Source organism: Knoellia sp. Soil729 (genome assembly GCF_001427985.1).
Lineage (GTDB): Bacteria > Actinomycetota > Actinomycetes > Actinomycetales > Dermatophilaceae > Knoellia.
This window is the reverse complement of sequence record NZ_LMSA01000001.1, coordinates 910,842-923,788: the sequence shown is the minus strand read 5'-3', so window position 1 is coordinate 923,788 and position 12,947 is coordinate 910,842. Positions and strand designations below refer to the sequence as shown.

Sequence of the window (12,947 nt, the reverse complement as noted above, 5' to 3'; positions counted from 1 at the left end):
ATAGCGAGGACTCGCACCACGGCATACGGGCGCCGTTCGGTCGATCACGCAGTGATCACCGGAATAGTTAGCCGAAGTAATGAGTTAGGCTAAGCATTATGACAAATGACACCCCGACGTATGCCGCGATGCGGCCTTCCGCGGTGTCCTCCCTCGCCGGTGAGCTCCGGTTGGCCTGCATGCGCATCTCGCGCCGAGTGCGCTACGAGAGCACCCATACCGTTGCCCCGCACCACTTCTCGGTGATGTGCCGCCTCGAGGAGACGCCCCGTACCCCCGGTGAGCTCGCCGAGATCGAGCGAGTGAGTGCCCCGAGCATGACGCGCACCGTGGCCGGTCTGGCCGAGCTCGGCTATGTCGAGCGCGCCCAGGACCCCACCGACAAGCGCCAGGTCATCGTCAGCCTCACCCCCGAGGCCCGCCAGGTCCTCAAGGACATCCGCCGCAAGCGTGACGCGTGGATGTCGGTCCGGGTCTCCCACCTCGACCCCGAGGAGCAGGCGGTCCTCAAGCGGGCCACCGCCATCCTCACCAAGGTGGCCGCCGAGTGAGCCCCACCTTCACCTCGCTCAGCGAGCGCAACTACCGGATCTACTACGCCGGCGCCTTCGTCTCCAACGTCGGCACCTGGATGGGTCGCGTCGCCCAGGACTGGCTCGTCCTCACCCAGCTGACCGACCACTCCAGCCAGGCCCTCGGCATCGTCACCGGCCTGCAGTTCCTCCCCTTCCTCCTCCTCGCGCCATGGGCCGGGGCCATCGCCGACCGCTTCCCCAAGCGGCACATCCTCATGGTCACGCAGGTCCTGCTGCTCATCACGAGCCTCGTGCTCGCCCTCCTCGTCCTCGCGGACGTCGCCACCCTGTGGCAGGTCTACGCCATCGCGCTCGTCCAAGGCGTCATCACTGCGATCGACAACCCGGCGCGGCAGTCGTTCGTCTCCGAGATGGTCCCGAGGGAGAAGCTCGCCAACGCGGTCGCCCTCAACAGCGCCTCGTTCAACGGAGGCCGCCTCATCGGCCCCGGTGTGGCGGGCCTGATGATCGCCGCCGTCGGCACCGGCTGGACGCTGCTCGTCAACGTCGGGACGTTCGTGTTCGTCCTCGTCGCCCTGCTCATGCTGCGCCCCGCTGAGCTCATGCCCGCGCCGCTGACCCGTGGCAAGGGCGCGATCCGTGACGGCATCCACTACGTCCGCAACCGGCCCGACATCCAGGTCGTCATGCTGCTCGTCTTCGTCCTCGGCACCTTCGGGATGAACTTCCAGGTCACGACGGCGCTCATGGCCACCCAGGAGTTCCACAAGGGGCCGACCGAGTACGGCGTGCTCGGCTCGATCATGGCCATCGGTTCGCTCACCGCCGCCCTGCTGAGCGCGCGCCGGGCGAACCCCCGCCTGCGCACGCTCCTGGCCGCCCTCGCCGGTTTCACCGTGTCGACCACTGCGGCCGCCCTGGCGCCGACCTACCTGTGGTTCGCGCTGGCGCTCATCCCCACCGGGCTGTCTGCTCTCACCGCCCTCACCACGGCCAACGCCATGGTGCAGCTGCGCACCGACCCGCTCGTGCGCGGCCGGGTCATGGCGCTCTACATGGCCATCTTCATGGGCGGCACCCCGATCGGCGCTCCCATCATCGGCTGGATCGGTGAGGTCTGGGGCGCTCGCTGGACCATCGCCATCGGCCCCATCGCCGTGGGCATCACGCTGGTCACCGTTATGAGCTGGCTGGCCCGCCGCGAGAATGTCCGCGTGAGCTACGAGTCCCAGCGCTCTCCGCGCATCACCATCGAGACGGCCCCGATCCGTGACACCGTCACCGAGCCCGCACCCGAGGCCGCGCGATGACGCCCAGCTTCCGGCGGCGCATGACCCTTGGCGTGCTCGCGATCGTGCTCCTCGTGGCCATTGCGTATGCCGTCCTGACCTGACCGGTCCTTCGGGTCGGTCCCCCTGGTGTGGGGCGACACGGATGCGTCGATGGGCGCTCAGTTGCTCCTTCGTCGCAAACGCACCCATCGACCCATCCCCTCGCCGCCCGCGCGCTCGTTGCCTCGTCCGCCTCGCCGGGGCCCACTCGTCGCCTCGGCCTCCTCGCCGTGCGCGCTGGCCCGGTGCGGCTCACCGCTCGGGACCTCCCACTGATTGCGCGTTGGGACAGTGGCGAGCTTCTGCTCGCCACTGTCCCAACGCGCAATCAGTCGGGGACCGGGTGGTTCGGGGTCAGGGGACGAGCTTGACGTCGGCGTAGGGGAGCACGATCTGCGGCTTGATGAGGCCGACCACGTTGACCTCGACGGTCACGGTCTTCTTGGTGGTGTCGACCTTGAGCACCTTGGCGGAGAGGCCGAGGTACTTGCCCGCCGTGATCTTCACGGTGTCACCGACCGAGAACGGGTCGGGGTCGACGGCCACCGTCGTCGAGGGCAGTGGCGTCGCCGTGACCTTCGGCAGTGGGGGCACGGGGACCGCGGGCACGGGCTTCGGCTTGGGCAGGGGAGCCGTCGTCGGCTTGGGTGCCGCCGCCGGCGGGGCGGCCGGCTTGGGGGCGGGCTGGGACGAGGACGCGGGCTTGGGCTTGGCTGCCGGCTTGGGGGAAGCCGCAGGGCTCTTGGACGGAGCAGTGGAGGCACGCGGGCTCGGGCTCGCACTGGGCCCGGCGGCGGCGCCGGCCGGGGGCAGGTAGGGAGCGCGGTCGGCGAAGCCGGCGGGCAGGCCGGTCGCGGGGATGACGCTGTGGCCGGCACGGTAGGACGCCGCGATGCTCGTCACCTTGGCGACGTAGTCCATCGAGTAGTTGTAGCGCAGGATCGCCCGGGTGAGGTCGCCCGGCTGGGTGAGGTCCCCGGGGCCGGAACAGAGGTAGATGCCCGCGGCAGTCGCCGCGTCAGCCATGTTCTGCGGGTCGCGGCGGCCGTCACCGTTGCCGTCCGCACCCACGGACTTCCACGTGCCGGGGATGAACTGCATGGGACCCACGGCGCGGTCATAGACGGTGTCGCGGTCGAAGCGCCCGCCGTCGGTGTCGGTGATGCGGGCGACTCCCGTCCCCGTGAGCGGGACACCGAAGATGCCGGGAACAGCGGTGCCGGCTGCGTCGAGGAGGTTGCGACCCCAGCGTCCGTGGTCGCTCTCGACCTTGCCGATGCCGGCGAGCAGGGCCCAGTCGATCTTGCAGCCGGGATCGGCGGTCGCGAGAAGGCGCTGTGCCGCTTGGTAGGCCGCGAGGGCCTGGGCGGGGATCCCGCCGCTGGCGACGCTCGACAACCCCCACGTCTGCGGCTCGGGCGCGGTCGCGGGGAACTCCGGCGGGATGGACGAGTTGGGGTCGGGCAGCTCGAGCGCGGGCAGGGCGGGCAGGGCCGGCAGCGACCGCACGCCGCCTGCCTGCTGGACGGCCACAGGGGGGACGACGATGCGCGGGCGCGCCTGGGTGGGGCTCTCGGTGGCGGCCACTGCCGCGACACCGCTCGTCGTCACGGCCAGCGCCGCAACGGCACCGGCGATCCGTCGTCCGGTCGTGGTGCGCAGGGCCGCCACGGCCCCGCGATGCATGCCGACACCCATGTCAGCTCTCCTTCCGCCCGCGCCACGTCAGTGGCGCACCACCAAGGTTACCCGGGGAAACCCCCGTGCAGGGATCGCGCCGTGAGGAAATCCACACGCCCGGCAACGCGAACTGCCCGCCCCCGCGCCGCCCCGCACCGGTGGGGTGCAGGTGTGGTGCGGGACGGGCAGCCGGCGGAGCGGTCAGAGTGCGGCGACGACGTGCTCGATGCTCGCGATGAGCTTGCTGACGTCCTCGGGCTCCACCGCGGGGAAGGTCGCGACGCGCAGCTGGTTGCGCCCGAGCTTGCGGTAGGGCTCCGTGTCGACGACGCCGTGTGCACGCAGCGTCGCGGCGATCACCGACGCGTCGACCGCGTCGTCGAAGTCGATCGTCGCGACGACCTGGCTGCGCGCGGCCGGGTCCGCGACATAGGGGGAGGCGTAGTCGACCGACTCGGCCCACGCGTAGAGGCGGTCGGACGAGTCCTTGGTGCGGGCGGTGGCCCAGTCGAGGCCGCCCTGGCCGTTGATCCACTGCACCTGGTTGTCGAGCAGCGCGAGGGTGCCGACGGCCGGGGTGTTGTAGGTCTGGTCCTTGCGGCTGTTGTCGATGGCCGTGGGCAGGCTGAAGAAGTCGGGGACCCAGCGGCCCGAGGCGGTGATCTCGTCGACGCGGGCGAGGGCCGCGGGGGAGAACAGCGCCAGCCAGAGGCCGCCGTCGGAGGCGAAGCACTTCTGCGGGCCGAAGTAGTAGACGTCGGTCTCCGCAATGTCGACGGGCAGACCGCCGGCACCGGAGGTCGCGTCGATGAGGACGAGCGCGTCGTCGGCGGCACCCTCGACCCGGCGCACGTCGGTCATCACACCGGTGCTGGTCTCGTTGTGCGCCCAGGCGTAGACGTCGATGCCGACCTCGGCCACCGCGACGGGCCGGGTGCCCGGGTCGCTCTTGATGATCGAGGACTCGCCGAGGAAGGGCGCGTTGGAGGTCACGGCACCGAACTTGCTGGAGAACTCACCGAACGCGAGGTGCTGCGCGCGCTCGCGGACGAGGCCGAAGGCGGCGATGTCCCAGAAGGCGGTTGCGCCACCGTTGCCGAGGATGACCTCGTAGCCCTCGGGGATCGAGAACAGGTCGGCGAGCCCGGAACGCACCGACTTCACGAGGTTCTTCACCGGGGCCTGGCGGTGGGAGGTGCCGAGCACGGTGGTGCCCAGGGAGGCGAGGAACTCGACCTGCTCGGGGCGGACCTTGGAGGGCCCGGAGCCGAAGCGGCCGTCGGCGGGAAGGAGGTCTTGGGGGATGGTGATCTTGGCGTCAGTCACCGGGCCATCCTCGCGCACTCCACGGGTGACCCCGGTGGAAGTTCACCCACCGGACGAGGTGAGCGGCCCCACACACCGCGCGGCACGGCATACGAAAAGTCGTTCGTATGCCGTGCCGTCCGGGAGCGTTGCGTCCGTCAGCCGGCGCGGTACCCCTTGACGGACTCGATGCCGCGGGAGGCCTCGCCGATGTAGCGCGAGCTGGGGCGGATGAGACGCCCGGTCTGCTTCTGCTCGAGGATGTGGGCCGCCCAGCCGGCGGTGCGGGCCGCGACGAACAGCGGCGTCATCATGTCGCCGGGGACCTTGGCGAAGTCGAGCAGGACCGCGGCCCAGTAGTCGACGTTGGTCTCCATGACACGCTCGGGGTGGCGCTCGGCCAGGGCCGCGATGGCGGCCTTCTCGAGCTCGACGGCGACCTCGTAGCGCGGGGCTCCCAGGCGCTTGCAGGTGTCGCGCAGGACGGCTGCCCGGGGGTCGTAGGCGCGGTAGACGCGGTGTCCGAAGCCCATGAGGCGCTCGCCGCGGTCGAGGACGCCCTTGACGTATGCCGTGGCGTCACCCGTGCGCTCGACACCCTCGATCATGTGCTGGGCGCGCGACGGGGCGCCGCCGTGGAGCGGCCCCGACAGTGCGCCGATGGCCCCGGACATGCAGGCGGCGACGTCGGCACCGGTCGAGGCGATGACGCGGGCGGTGAAGGTCGAGGCGTTCATGCCGTGCTCGGCCGCGGAGATGAAGTAGGCGTCGATGGCCTCGACGTGCTTGGGGTCGGGCTCGCCGCGCCAGCGGATCATGAAGCGCTCGACGATCGTCTTGCCCTCGTCGACCCGGCTCTGCGGGACCATGGGCGAGGTCTGTCCGTGGGCGGACTGGCCGATGAAGGACAGGGCCATGACCGAGGCGCGGGCCAGGTTGTCACGGGCCTCGGCGGCGTCGATGTCCAGCAGCGGCTTGAACCCCCACACCGGGGCGAGCTGTGCGAGCGAGGACTGGACGTCGACGCGGATGTCGCCGGTGTGCACCGGGAGGGGGAAGGGCTCCGCGGGCGGCAGGCCGGGGTCGAACTCGTTGTCGACGAGCAGGCCCCAGACCTGGCCGAAGCTCACCCGTCCGACGAGGTCCTTGATGTCGACGCCGCGGTACCGCAGGGCGCCGCCCTCCTTGTCCGGCTCGGCGATGGTTGACTCGAAGGCGATGACGCCCTCGAGACCGGGTCGGAAGTCGGGGTCCGCGGTGGCGGGCGCAGCTGCGCTCGGGGCGGCGACGGGCTGGTCAGGCTGGGACGTCGGTGTCACAAGTTCCCTCATCTCGGTGTACCGGTGTCGGGCAGCAACATTGTGCATGCCCCCACGCGGTGGCTGGGTCAAGCGGGCGGGTCGATGGCGATCCAGGTCTGGTCTGCGCGGGCCAGGAGCTCGCCGTCGGCCGTGAACAGTGCGGACGCCGCGTGGCGCTTGCGGCCGTCGTCGCCTCGCGACCATGACAGCACGACGTGCTCCTGGCCCACCACGGGGGGTGAGAGGACCTGTGCCGTCATGGTGCCGAGCACCATGAGGGTGGCGGGGAAGCCGGCCGCCTTGCCGCCGGGGCAGTCCAGCGCAGCCCACACCTCCGGGACGGCGACCTCGCGCGGTGTCCACACCGCGGCATACCTCTCGGTGTCGTCGGCCACGGGGCCGGCACCCAGGTGCAGGCCGTCGGGGTTGAGGGGGCCGCAGCCGTAGCAGGTCGGGAACGGATGCTCCTCCGCGGTGACGGCCCGCGTCGCGGCATCCCGCGCCTCGGCGAGGGTCGGTGCGACGGGCACGTCTCCCGAGGGCGCCGGCGCGCAGCGGGCGCTCGCCACCACGGCTTCTCCATCGCGCAGGAGCGTGAGCTCCCCCGGCTCGAGGGTGAGCCGGCGATCGAGCGGGGGCGGGAGGTGCAGTCGCACGGACACCGCCGGCTGCTCCACGGTCACGGGTGTGTGGCTCGCGACGAGGCCACTCACCCAGCCTCCGTTGCCCGAGGTGGGCGGGCCGTTGTATCGACCGGGGATCGTCACGTGCACCTGCCCAACCTACGTGTCAGGGTGGCAGGCGTGGCAGTGGCGGACGAGTTCTCACTTCGTGGGATCGCGCTGCCGGCGTTCGGGCCCACGGCCGTGTGGTCGATCGGTCTCGGGGCCGCCATGCCGGTCGTCGCGCTGAGCGCCCGCAACCTCGGGGCCAGCGTCGCCGTGGCCGCGGCGTTCGTCCTCATCGAAGGTGCCGCGGCGTTCGTCTCCTCCCTCCCGGCGGGCTCGCTGGTGGCCCGGGTGGGGGAGCGACGCGCCCTCGCGGGGGCTGCCCTAGTCGACGCCCTGGGTGCAGCGCTTGCGGTCGTGGCGCCGAACCTGTGGACCCTGGGGATCGCCATCGGACTCATGGGGATGACGGGCTCGGTCTTCCTCCTGGCTCGCCAGTCCTGGCTCACCGCGCGCGCCCCGGTGCACGTGCGTGCACGGGCGATGTCGACCATGGGTGGCGTCCAGCGCGTCGGGATGTTTCTCGGGCCGTTCCTGGCGGCACCGGTGATCGTGGTGTGGGGGACCCAGGCGGCGTATGCCGTGGGGGTCGTCGCCGGACTGTGCGCTGCGATCTGGGCGTGGTTCGGCCTGCGAGGCCACGAGGACGTGGACGACCCGGCTGGGCCGGATGCCCTTGCCGGGGCGGCGGCGTCCGGCGCGGAGGGGTTCCGCGATCCGGGCACTGCCCCACGCACGCGCATCACCCTGCTCGACATCGTGCGCGGCCACCGGCGGGTGCTGATGACGATCGGTGTGGGCGTCCTGCTCATCGGTGCCGCACGTCAGGGCCGCTTCGTCATCGTGCCCCTGTGGGCCGAGTCGGTCGGCATCAGCGACAGCCAGACCGCGCTGATCTTCGGGATCGCCGGAGGAGCGGAGGTCCTGCTGTTCTATCCCGCAGGGTCCGTCATGGACCGCTTCGGGCGGGTGTGGGTGGCCGTGCCGTTCCTCGTGGTCCTCGGGGCCGGGATGCTCATGCTGCCGCTGGCCCATGGCTTCACCGCTGTGGCCGCCGTCTCGACCGTCATGGGCGTCGGCAACGGACTGGGTTCCGGCATCGTCCAGACGCTGGGCGCCGACGCTGCGCCCGTCGCTGGCAGGGCCCAGTTCCTCTCCGTGTGGCGCTTCCTCTCACTCATCGGCCAGAACGGCGCGCCCTTGCTGGTCAGCGCCGTGAGCGCCCTCGCCAGCCTCGGTGTCGCGTGCGTCGTTCTCGGCGTGGTCGTGCTGGGAGGCGCACCGTGGCTCGCGCGGTGGCTGCCGGCATACGACCCGCGCCGCGCAGCGGCGGAGACGGTCTGAGCCTGATGAGAGACTGGGGTCGTGACTGACCTCATCGACACCACGGAGATGTATCTCCGCACCGTCTTCGAACTGGAGGAAGAGGGCATCACCCCCCTGCGCGCCCGGATCGCCGAGCGGCTGGGCCACTCCGGACCCACGGTCTCCCAGACGGTGGCCCGCATGGAGCGCGACGGACTGCTGGCCGTTGCCGGTGACCGGCACATCGAGCTCTCCGAGGAGGGACGCAGGCTCGCCACGCGGGTGATGCGCAAGCACCGCATCGCCGAGCGGCTCCTCGTCGACGTCATCGGGCTCGAGTGGGAGTTCGTCCACGACGAGGCCTGTCGCTGGGAGCACGTCATGTCGGACCGCGTCGAGGTCAAGATCCTCGCGCTGCTGGCCGACCACGCGGAGTCGCCGTACGGCAACCCGATCCCCGGCCTCGACGAGTTCGGGGAGGCGCTGGGCGAGGACTTCCGGCTCGGCCTGTCCACGTTGAGCGAGATCGCGGTGGCCCAGCCGGCCACGGTGACGGTGCGTCGCATCGGCGAGCCCGCCCAGGTCGACCACGAGGCACTCGGCCTGCTGACCGCGGCCGGGCTCCTGCCCGGCCAGCTCGCGGTGGTGCGTCGTGAGGGCGGACGGGTCATCGCCGCGCTCGCCGGAGCGGACGAGTCGACGGGTGTCTCGCTGCCGGACGACATCGCCTCCCACGTCTTCGTGGCGCGAGCCGTCGTGCCGGCCTCCGACACCGCCTGACGGGTTCCTCGACGCTCCGCTCGGTGGCGCCGCGGCCCGTAACCACCGTTACCGGAATGTGACTTTGCCTCGCCGGGCCGTTACGTTGGGGGCTTCCCTGATCCACCGAGAGGCCTTCTTTCCGTGATTTTCCCTGACTTCCATCGAGGCCGTCGTGCCGACGCACAAGGCCGGCTGCGACTGCCCCCCATGAGCGCCCTGGGCTCGATGTCCCGACCCACCGCCGTCAAGGGCCTCGTCGGCGTCGGACTGGCCGCGAGCCTGGCTGCGGCCGTGGCGATCCCCGTGCAGGCCGAGCCGGGCAGCGTCGAGCTCTCCGGCCAGACGTCCGCGGCGATGGTCCGTGACCGGGGCGCCGCGGCGACGGGTACGACCTCACGCGGCTCCGGCCGCACCGCCGTGGGCACTGCCGGCGCCTCGGTGACGTCTCCAGCCGCTGCCGAGAGCGTCAAGGTCTCTGCCGGCCCCTCCGGCGTCACCGCTGTGGCCAAGCCCAAGCCCAAGCCCAAGGTGAAGCCGAAGCCCGAGGCGAAGACCGAGGCGAAGCCGGTCGAGGCTGCCAAGGCACCGGTCAAGGCCAAGGCGAAGCCCACGGCTGACCGGAGCAGTAGGTCGTCCTCGCGCTCCTCGGTGCCGTCCGGGACCGGCTCGGGTGCCTATGTCGGCTGGTGCGGCGCCAAGGGTCTGGGCAGCAACGCCTCGGTCGTCTGCTCGGCCGTTCGCTCCCACTTCGGCATCACCAGCATCGGCGGGTTCCGCGCCGGTGCCGGGGACCACGGCACCGGGAAGGCCGTCGACGTCATGGTGTCCGGCTCCACCGGCGACGCCGTCGCGCAGTGGGCCATCAACCACATGGGCCAGCTCAACATCACCTACGTGATCTGGAAGCAGCGCATCTGGCTCAGCGGCGCCTCGAGCTGGCGCTCGATGGAGGACCGCGGCTCGGTCACGGCCAACCACTACGACCACGTGCACATCTCCGTGGAGTGACGTCCACCGGCACGGTGCGGCAGAGGGGCGGCGGGACCTGCGTGGGGTCCTGCCGCCCCTCTTCACGTCCGGGCCGGAAAGGCCGGATGACGTGGCCGTGACCCAAACGTGACTTTGTGGCGACCATTGGGTACCGTTGCGACGGCTCGTCCTCCCCTGGGTCGAGTTGTCGAGACGGATTGCCGAGTCCTGTCACCGTTGTCGACTGCAGCGCAATCCGCTTGACAGGAGCGGGGGACCCACGCATGTGGGGCGACCGAGAGGTTGCTCCTTGGGGTTAAGTCAGTTCCGCACTGGCCGGGCAGAACCTCCGCCCGAACCCGACAGCTCACCCCGCAGGCATCGAGAGGTTTCCACGTGGCTCACTCCACCCCTGGGCGTCACCGCGCCCCCGGACGACACAACCCTGTCTCCGAACTGTCTGTTCTCGCCTCCCGCGCCGGCGCGACCGGCGCCAAGGCATCCGCAGTGCTGGCCGCTTCGGGTGGTCTCGTCGCCGCGTTCGCCCTGCCGGCCGCTGCTGCTCCCGACCGTGCGACCAAGACCAGCACCAGTGCTCCTGCAGCGCCGTCCGCCGCCCCCGCGGCGCCGGCCATCAGCGCACCGAGCGCTGTCAGCCCCGCCAAGGCCCCGGCCATCGGCGTCACCGGCATCAAGGTCGTCGCCAAGCCGAAGCCCAAGCCCAAGCCGAAGCCCAAGGCCGAGCCGAAGGCGGAGGTCGCGCCCGCAGCGGTCGTTCGCCACGAACAGCGGACCAAGCAGCGCACCGAGCAGCGCACCGAGCGTCGGTCCACGACCCGCTCGACCGCATCGAGCACTCGCACCCAGTCGACGGCAAGCCGTTCCACGACCCGCACGCCGGTCAGCACCAACGTCGCGCAGTCCGCGAGTGGCATCGTCAACATCGCCCGCTCCCTGCTCGGCATCGGCTACGTCTACGGCGGCACGACTCCGGCCGGCTTCGACTGCTCGGGCTTCACCCAGTACGTCTACGCCAAGGCCGGGGTCTCCATCCCCCGCACGGCGTCGGCCCAGCAGCGCGCCGCCACCCCGGTGTCCAGCCCGCGCCCCGGAGACCTCGTCTTCTACGGCTACCCGGCCGGCCACGTCGGCATCTTCACCGGTGGCGACATGATGATCGACTCCCCGAAGCCGGGTGCCTCGACCAGTGAGCGCCACATGTATGGCACGCCGACGGGCTTCGGTCGCTTCTGAGCGGACCCGGTCGCCTCGCAGAGGTGACCAGCCCGGCATACGCCTGATCGAACGCCCCCAAGCCCTCACGGGCCTGGGGGCGTTCGTCATGGTGCACCACTTCACACCGCGACCCGGCGTGGTGTGGTTCAGTGGGGTGATGACCGACCTCGCCCTCGACCTCTGGGGCGACGTCACGGACCCGTGGTCCTATGTCGCCAAGCGCCGTGTCGAAGCGGCCGTGGCAGCGTCCGAGCGGCCCGCAGACGTCGTGCTGACCCACCATGCGCTGCCCGGACCGCCAGTGTCCGCCGATGAGCTCGAGCGGGCTGCCATTGCGTGCCGTCCGGACGGCATCGACATCGCCATCACGCAGCCACCGGACATGGACACGACCGACGCCCACCGTCTCGTCGCGCTGGCTCTGGCCCTTGGCGGGCCGGCCCTGCAGGGAGCCATGCTGGAGAGGTTGTATGCGGCGGTGTTCACCGAAGGCCTCGACGTGAGCTCGCACCGGATCCTGCAGCGACTGGCGGCGGAAGCAGGTGTCGACGAGCAGCGGGTCGGGGACCTGCTCGCGACATCGAACGAGCGCTCGTCCGATGTCGCCGCGGACGCCGAGACGGCCCGCGAGCGGGGCATCACGTCGACCCCCTACCTCGTCGTCGACCACCACATCGGGCTCGGTGGGCCCGCGACCGTCGAGGACTACCTCACCGTCATGGGATCGGACCCGGCTGGCCCGTGATCGACCCGTCGCACTGCCGCCGTCGATGCACAGATCGGGCCGGCGGACAGCCACTCCTTGGGGTGTCCCGGCAAGAGGAGCAGCGCTCGGGCGGCAGCCGGGCCGGTGGTTCGCGCCACTGACGACCACCGCATGTCCGTAGGAACCCGCGGCCACCACACTAGGTTGGCGCCATGTCGACATCCCACTCCATGAGGCGACGCGCGCCACGCACGTCCTTGGGCGAGAACCGGCTCCCTCCGGCGCTGGCAGTGGTCGTGGCGGCCCTGGTCTACGGGGTCCTGCCGGAGAGCTTGCTGGTCGGCCCGCGCTATGTCATCCCGGCGATCGAGCTGCTGCTCCTGGCTGCCCTGCTGATGACCAACCCTCGCCGGATGGTGCGTCAGACACGGTGGTCGCGAGTGGTCTCGATCGGGTTGGCCTGCCTGATGATTGCCACGAACTTGGCTGCGCTGGGCATGTTGGTCACCACCCTCGACTCCTCGAGCACCGACGGAGTCGCGCTGCTGGTCGGCGGGATGCAGGTGTGGGTCACCAACGTGATCGGCTTCGGGCTCCTGTACTGGGAGATCGACCGTGGGGGGCCGGTGCCGCGCCACACGGTGGCCCGTGATCGGCTGGCGATGGCTGACTGGCGGTTCTCCCAGGACGAGAACCGCGACACCGTGCGCGAGGTCGCGGCCGGATCGAGCGAGCGAAGCGACTGGAGACCCGGTTTCATCGACTACCTCTACGTCTCGCTCACCAACTCCAGCGCGTTCAGCCCGACCGATACGATGCCCCTGACAGCTCGTGCCAAGGCACTCATGGGTCTGGAGGCGTCCGCAGCCCTGCTGACCTCACTGCTCGTGGTCGCACGCGCCATCGGAGGGCTGGGATCGGGTGGCTGAAGCGACGTCGAGGCGTGGGGCGGTCAGACGCGGGGCGTGGAGCGTCGTGTCGGCGGCGGTACTGAGCTGACCGCCTGAGCGGCCGGCACCAGATCGTGTGGTCCGGTGCCTTTGCGTATGCCGTGTGGTTGCCTTGTGTCGCGGCGTGCCGGGACCTCG

Annotated in this window: 12 protein-coding genes and 1 riboswitch; of the genes, 8 read left to right on the top strand and 4 right to left on the bottom strand. The window is 70.9% G+C overall.

What is annotated here, in order from left to right; all coding sequences use genetic code 11:
- Positions 1-98 precede the first annotated feature (98 nt).
- Both ASG74_RS04140 and ASG74_RS04135 read left to right on the top strand, forming a co-directional pair.
- The gene (locus tag ASG74_RS04140) at positions 99-551 is read left to right on the top strand and encodes a MarR family winged helix-turn-helix transcriptional regulator (protein ID WP_056139210.1); all 453 of its coding nucleotides are present in this window, start codon (positions 99-101) and stop codon (positions 549-551) included.
- Positions 548-1,846 (top strand): MFS transporter, encoded by a 1,299-nt coding sequence (locus ASG74_RS04135; RefSeq protein ID WP_056139208.1) that lies wholly within the window; start codon positions 548-550, stop codon positions 1,844-1,846. Before ASG74_RS04140 ends, ASG74_RS04135 begins: the two co-directional genes overlap by 4 nt.
- A gap of 375 nt (positions 1,847-2,221) precedes the next feature.
- On the opposite strand, the gene ASG74_RS04130 is transcribed toward ASG74_RS04135, so the two are convergent.
- The 4 genes from ASG74_RS04130 to ASG74_RS04115 all read right to left on the bottom strand — a co-directional run bounded on the left by ASG74_RS04130 (position 2,222) and on the right by ASG74_RS04115 (position 6,926).
- Positions 2,222-3,565, bottom strand: a complete 1,344-nt coding sequence (locus ASG74_RS04130) for a KOW motif-containing protein (protein ID WP_056139206.1) — start codon at positions 3,563-3,565, stop codon at positions 2,222-2,224.
- Between the two features lie 183 nt (positions 3,566-3,748).
- Positions 3,749-4,873, bottom strand: coding sequence for a phosphoserine transaminase (serC, locus tag ASG74_RS04125; RefSeq protein ID WP_056139204.1), 1,125 nt, complete (start codon positions 4,871-4,873; stop codon positions 3,749-3,751).
- Between the two features lie 137 nt (positions 4,874-5,010).
- On the bottom strand, positions 5,011-6,183 hold the full coding sequence (locus tag ASG74_RS04120) for a citrate synthase 2 (protein WP_235498800.1): 1,173 nt from the start codon (positions 6,181-6,183) through the stop codon (positions 5,011-5,013).
- Between the two features lie 56 nt (positions 6,184-6,239).
- Positions 6,240-6,926: a hypothetical protein gene (locus ASG74_RS04115; RefSeq protein WP_056139202.1), complete on the bottom strand. Its 687-nt coding sequence runs from the start codon at positions 6,924-6,926 to the stop codon at positions 6,240-6,242.
- Positions 6,927-6,956: 30 nt separating this feature from the next.
- Between ASG74_RS04115 and ASG74_RS04110 the strand changes: the two genes are divergently transcribed.
- From ASG74_RS04110 to ASG74_RS04085, 6 genes are all read left to right on the top strand, one after another.
- Positions 6,957-8,225 (top strand): MFS transporter, encoded by a 1,269-nt coding sequence (locus tag ASG74_RS04110; RefSeq protein ID WP_056139201.1) that lies wholly within the window; start codon positions 6,957-6,959, stop codon positions 8,223-8,225.
- A gap of 21 nt (positions 8,226-8,246) precedes the next feature.
- Positions 8,247-8,966, top strand: coding sequence for a metal-dependent transcriptional regulator (locus tag ASG74_RS04105; RefSeq protein WP_056139200.1), 720 nt, complete (start codon positions 8,247-8,249; stop codon positions 8,964-8,966).
- A 189-nt stretch (positions 8,967-9,155) separates the two neighbouring features.
- Positions 9,156-9,956, top strand: coding sequence for a hypothetical protein (locus ASG74_RS17550; protein ID WP_156465270.1), 801 nt, complete (start codon positions 9,156-9,158; stop codon positions 9,954-9,956).
- Positions 9,957-10,155: 199 nt separating this feature from the next.
- Positions 10,156-10,310: riboswitch (cyclic di-AMP (ydaO/yuaA leader) on the top strand.
- 114 nt (positions 10,311-10,424) lie between these two features.
- On the top strand, positions 10,425-11,171 hold the full coding sequence (locus ASG74_RS04095) for a C40 family peptidase (protein ID WP_056139195.1): 747 nt from the start codon (positions 10,425-10,427) through the stop codon (positions 11,169-11,171).
- 139 nt (positions 11,172-11,310) lie between these two features.
- Positions 11,311-11,898 (top strand): DsbA family oxidoreductase, encoded by a 588-nt coding sequence (locus ASG74_RS04090; protein ID WP_162252777.1) that lies wholly within the window; start codon positions 11,311-11,313, stop codon positions 11,896-11,898.
- A gap of 173 nt (positions 11,899-12,071) precedes the next feature.
- Positions 12,072-12,788, top strand: coding sequence for a hypothetical protein (locus ASG74_RS04085; RefSeq protein ID WP_056139190.1), 717 nt, complete (start codon positions 12,072-12,074; stop codon positions 12,786-12,788).
- Positions 12,789-12,947: the final 159 nt, after the last annotated feature.